The organism is Frankia sp. CcWB2, assembly GCF_977927585.1.
Map to the genome: position 1 here is coordinate 1 of NZ_CDWRCM010000288.1, position 2,048 is coordinate 2,048.

The following is a 2,048-nucleotide window of genomic DNA, read 5'->3' on the forward strand; positions in this document are numbered from 1 at the left end:
CGAACGGCTCCCCGACGCACCCGACGCACTCGCGAGCAGCGTGGCCGCCCTGTCCCGGCAGTCCCACCTTCGATCCGCGATCATCGTCCCGTTGCTGGCCGGCCCGCACTGCCTGGGAACCGTCGGGTTCGCCGTCACCGCGGCCCGCCCCTACCGCGAGCAGGACACCCAGACCGCCACCGAACTAGGCAGCCGGATCGCAACCGCGATCGCGAACGCCCACGCCTTCGACCACCAGCGGACCGCCGCCCTGATCCTGCAACGCGCCCTGTTGCCCCGCGACATCCCCACCCTGGACGCCCTCGACCTGGCCTGGCGCTACCAGCCCGGCACCAGCGGCACCGAGGTCGGCGGCGACTGGTTCGACGTCATCCCCCTGCCGGCCGGACGGGTCGCGCTGGTCATCGGCGACGTCATGGGCCGCGGCCTGAACGCCGCCGCCGCCATGGGCCAGCTACGCACCGCCGCCCGCACCCTCGCCCGCCTCGACCTGCCCCCCGCCGCCCTGCTGACCGAACTCGACGCCGTCACCCGCAGCATCGACACCATCGCCAGTGTCGCCTACGCCATCCAGGACCCGGCCACCAGCACCCTGACCGTGGCCAACGGCGACCACCTCCCCCCCGCCCTGCGCCACCCCGACGGCACCACCGACCTCCTCGACGACCCCCATGGAATCATCCTCGGCGTCACCGAGCAGACGTTCACCGAAACCCGCCACCGCTTCCCCCCCCCTGGCTCCACCCTCGCCCTCTACACCGACGGCCTCGTCGAATCCCCCACCGTCGACATCGGCGAGGGCTGCCGACGCCTGCTGCGCATCCTCACCGAAACAGCCGACCTGTCCACCACCGCGGACCGGCTACTGACCCTCCTCAACCGCAACGACGGCTACGACGACGACGTCACCCTCCTCCTCGCCCACGCCCGATAAGATCATTACGGGTTCTCCTAGCCTCAACCATCGACGGCTGACACCTTCGGATCACAGCCGCATCTGGGTGACCTTCTCAACCCCGCTCTAGATCATGAAGGACGGCAAGGTGTCTTCGCCGTTCCCTTGCTGGAAGAAATGATCGGCAATGGTCAGTAATGGGAAGTGAGGCCTCTGGGCGGGCGGAAACACGACGGGGGCCGGAGCGCGTTCGAGTCCAGCCAGGCGTGGCCGGCGCGGCCGGTTCAGGGGGCGGTGAACGCCAGGGAGACATTGTGCCCACCGAAGCCGAAGGCGTTGGCCACGGCGGCGCGGACGGTCTCGTGGCGGGCCTGTCCGGACACGACGTCGAGCTTGATCGCCGGGTCGAGCCGGTCAAGGTTGCGTACCGGGGGTATGACGCCGTCGCGGATGCTGAGCACCGTGGCGATGGCGCCCACCGCGCCGGCGGCGCCGAGCATGTGCCCGGTCATCGACTTGGTGGCCGTGACCGCCGGATGGGTGCCGATCGTCTGAGTGATCGCCTCGGCCTCCAAGGGGTCACCGACGGGGGTAGAGGTGGCGTGGGCGTGTACGAGGCCGATATCGGTGGGGGTGAGGCCGGCGCCGGACAGTGCGGCCTCGATGGCCCTGCGCTGCCCGGCGGGGTCGGCGGTGACGATGTCGAGGGCGTCGGAGTTGGTGGCCGCGCCGGCGGCGACGGCGTACACGCGGGCGCCGCGGGCGGCGGCGAACCCGGCCCGTTCCAGGACCAGCAGGCCGGCGCCCTCGCCGAGCACGAAACCGTCACGGTCGGCGTCGAAGGGCCGGGAGGCGGCTGCCGGGTCGTCGTGCCGGGTCGACAGGGCCTTCATCTGCGCGAACGCTGCCAGCGGCAGCGTGTCGACCGGCGCCTCGACGCCGCCGGCGACCACGACGTCGGCCAGCCCGTGTTGGATCATCTCCATACCGGTGGCGATCGCCTCGGCGCCGGACGCGCAGGCGCTGACCGGGGTGCGGGCGCCGGCCTTCGCACCGAGGTCGATGCTCACCCACGCCGCCGGGCCGTTGGGCATCAGCATGATCACCGTTTGAGGGGATATCCGGCGCGCACCGGCCTGCTCCAGGATGCGGT

The 2,048-nt window shown here is 71.4% G+C and carries 2 protein-coding genes; one reads left to right on the top strand and one right to left on the bottom strand.

Going from position 1 to position 2,048, the window contains the following annotated elements; all coding sequences use genetic code 11:
- On the top strand, window positions 1-934 hold a 934-nt coding region (locus tag ACY45C_RS20540; protein ID WP_462189190.1), incomplete at its 5' end, for a PP2C family protein-serine/threonine phosphatase.
- Between the two features lie 245 nt (window positions 935-1,179).
- On the opposite strand, the gene ACY45C_RS20545 is transcribed toward ACY45C_RS20540, so the two are convergent.
- Window positions 1,180-2,048 (bottom strand): beta-ketoacyl-[acyl-carrier-protein] synthase family protein (locus ACY45C_RS20545; protein WP_462189191.1); only part of this gene is annotated, 869 nt, incomplete at its 5' end.